Origin of the sequence: Caldalkalibacillus salinus, assembly GCF_016745835.1 — a bacterium.
Lineage (GTDB): Bacteria > Bacillota > Bacilli > Caldalkalibacillales > JCM-10596 > Caldalkalibacillus_A > Caldalkalibacillus_A salinus.
Map to the genome: position 1 here is coordinate 1 of NZ_JAERVL010000044.1, position 2,655 is coordinate 2,655.

General features: G+C 40.8%; 4 protein-coding genes and 3 tRNA genes. 1 reads left to right on the forward strand and 6 read right to left on the reverse strand.

Features of this window, described 5'->3' with window-relative positions:
* Window positions 1-155: 155 nt before the first annotated feature.
* The 5 genes from JKM87_RS17525 to JKM87_RS17545 all read right to left on the reverse strand — a co-directional run bounded on the left by JKM87_RS17525 (window position 156) and on the right by JKM87_RS17545 (window position 1,332).
* A tRNA-Glu gene (locus tag JKM87_RS17525) sits at window positions 156-230 on the reverse strand.
* A gap of 20 nt (window positions 231-250) precedes the next feature.
* A tRNA-Ser gene (locus JKM87_RS17530) sits at window positions 251-344 on the reverse strand.
* Between the two features lie 2 nt (window positions 345-346).
* A tRNA-Asn gene (locus JKM87_RS17535) sits at window positions 347-421 on the reverse strand.
* Between the two features lie 218 nt (window positions 422-639).
* On the reverse strand, window positions 640-807 hold the full coding sequence (locus JKM87_RS17540) for a hypothetical protein (protein ID WP_236838938.1): 168 nt from the start codon (window positions 805-807) through the stop codon (window positions 640-642).
* A 99-nt stretch (window positions 808-906) separates the two neighbouring features.
* On the reverse strand, window positions 907-1,332 hold the full coding sequence (locus tag JKM87_RS17545; RefSeq protein WP_202081750.1) for a glycine/sarcosine/betaine reductase selenoprotein B family protein: 426 nt from the start codon (window positions 1,330-1,332) through the stop codon (window positions 907-909).
* A 162-nt stretch (window positions 1,333-1,494) separates the two neighbouring features.
* On the opposite strand from JKM87_RS17545, the gene JKM87_RS17550 reads away from it, so the two are divergent.
* Complete coding sequence (locus JKM87_RS17550) at window positions 1,495-1,644, forward strand: YfhD family protein (RefSeq protein ID WP_202081752.1); 150 nt, start codon at window positions 1,495-1,497, stop codon at window positions 1,642-1,644.
* A 13-nt stretch (window positions 1,645-1,657) separates the two neighbouring features.
* Here the strand turns inward: JKM87_RS17550 and JKM87_RS17555 are convergent, their stop codons facing one another.
* Window positions 1,658-2,341, reverse strand: a complete 684-nt coding sequence (locus JKM87_RS17555) for a DUF2179 domain-containing protein (protein WP_202081754.1) — start codon at window positions 2,339-2,341, stop codon at window positions 1,658-1,660.
* Window positions 2,342-2,655: the final 314 nt, after the last annotated feature.

Consider the following 2,655-nt stretch of genomic DNA (forward strand, 5'->3'; position numbering starts at 1 on the left):
CTTGTAAGGCAGGTGCTCTCCCAGCTGAGCTAACCCTCCGATATGGTGACCCGTGGGGAATTCCGATGCTTTAGCTACTCCCGATACTTACAGTTAAATCAACTGTGTGACGGGGGAACCCTTGGGTGAGAATCACCTTTGTTTGTTTTTAAAAATGGTGACCCGTAGGGGATTCGAACCCCTGTTACCGCCGTGAAAGGGCGGTGTCTTAACCACTTGACCAACGGGCCATACTATGAATAATATCTTATGGCGGAGAGAGAGGGATTCGAACCCTCGAGACGGGTTTACCCCGCCTACACGATTTCCAATCGTGCTCCTTCGGCCAACTCGGACACCTCTCCAATGGCTCCGCAGGTAGGACTCGAACCTACGACCGATCGGTTAACAGCCGATTGCTCTACCACTGAGCTACTGCGGAACAAGTAGATCGTTTATCAGCGGCGACAAGTAATAATATATCATATCGTTCAATTTAAGTCAACTGTTTTTTATAACTTTTTTATTTTAGTCTGATGAATTTACGAACTTGACCGTATGATCTCCTGTGGTTCGCTGTTAAGCTCAAGTCAGACTAAAGGCAACCCCTTATCGGATTGCCTTAATCATTCTAACTTGTTTTAAAACGTTGGTCAACCCCTAATACGAAGGAAATTGCTTGTCTTTTAATTGACCAGGTTCTTGTTTAAGAGTAAGTTGACTTAGAGCTTCTCTTAGTACTATTTTTTGTGTCTCTTTATCACTAGGCTTACCTAGTGAATGTCCAAAATCAAACCCTACAGGATGAATGGCTCTCGGAGGTCTCATAAGACCTGACTGCTCCTTGTCTAGTGTGATAAGAACTGTTGGAAGGCCTTGAGCCTCAATTGCACGCTGTACCGCGACCACGGTACGATGACAAAGCGGTCAGCCAGCTGTTAGAAGAACCGCATCTGCTTTAGATTTTGTAATCTCTTTAGCAATTTGTGGAATTGTTTCTTCATTTATTTTCTTTAAACGCATGGCATACCCCATCATAGAGATATGTTTGTTGTTAACAGCGCCAATATAACCTTCGTCTACTAGTTCACGTAAACGATCTAGAGGGAATATCGTGTTAACGTCCTTTTTAGGTTCATCCGTATTATAGTGCTCTTTAGGCGCACCGTGAGTTACTGTAAAGTCCTCTGTGCTAGCATCCTCTGGAATCACACGATATGTCTCGTCACCATCTGTATTAAATGGCTCTTGATCTTTTAAGTGAGCACCAGCTGTTGAAACAATAGCTATTGTCATTTCACTTAATGTTTTGTCGTTCGGCGTATAAGGAATAGCCTTTCTTGACATTTCCATGTTATCTTGCACCTCCATAAAATCTTCATCTCATACCCTTACAGTATGATTCATCACGTATTATACTATTTCCTTTAATAAATCTAAACTCAGACGCTCAACACACGAATAGTTTGTGACAAAAATGTAAACTTTAATATATAAATTTAGGAGGTTGAATTTATGCCTGATAAAAAAGACAAAAACAGAAACAAACCACCAATCGGTAAAGCTGAAGATGTAGAATTTTCTATGGAAGAAGCTGACCAGGATGACTTTGAAGCCTACCAAAGAGCCAAATCAGCCGATAATAGGCAAGAAAAAAAGTCGTGAAAGCCAATATGGCTCACGACTTTTTATTCGTATTGTTGTTACCTGTCTGATCATTAAATAGCTCATGATGGCCTTCTTCAACTTCAAGATCGTACTGATCAATTGTTTCCTGTACGGACTCTTCTGAGACTCCTGGGAGGTTCTCTTCGTGTACAATATTGTATTCCTCTCCCTGTTTTTCAGCTTGATTCTTCAGACCTTTAACCCAGAATCCACCGTGGAAGTGGCGTGGTTCATGAGAAATAATAAAAGCTTTTGGGTCATATGCAATAATGAGGTTATAGAGCTCTTCTTGAGATTTTCTTCTCGCCAGAATTTCCATCATTAGCCTTCTCCCGTCTCGCCCTTCCCCATCCCATGAAGTAACGCCATACCCTTGTTCTCTTATTATCTCGGGTATACTTAATTCATACTTGTTTGTAATGACCTTTACAGTAACATATCCAAGGGCTAACATTTCTTCTATCTTCATCCCAGCCAATACACCTAATGAGTATCCCACTGCATATGCGATTAAGTTCTGTATTTCATTGAGATTTTCTAACACTAAACCAAGACCAATAACATATATCATAACTTCTATGGAGCTTATAAATGCAGCAAGATACTTTTGACCCTTTAATGTGAGAATCATTCTAATTGTAAAGAATGAAACGTAAACAATGTTAATGATTAATATGATTAAAATCATGACCATGGGAAAGGCACCTCCTTAATGTGCGATATTTTAAAGTTTTTTTAAGATAACTTTTCATCAAAATGATTAAAACGCGTTATTCCTCATCAATCCTACCACCTGTAGGTTGGCTATGGCAAAGGAATTTTTTTATTTTTAATACATCAGAGTAAATCCTCATCAAACCCCAAGTACCATTGGCGTACCCCTCCGGGCATCAGGTCGTGCTACGGAGCTAAAGCTCCTAGTCACGCCATCACTCGACAGGCTTAACGGTCGTGTTCGATATGTACTCATAGGGCATAGGTCTCGCATCGTTCGGCTTCGCCTCCGTG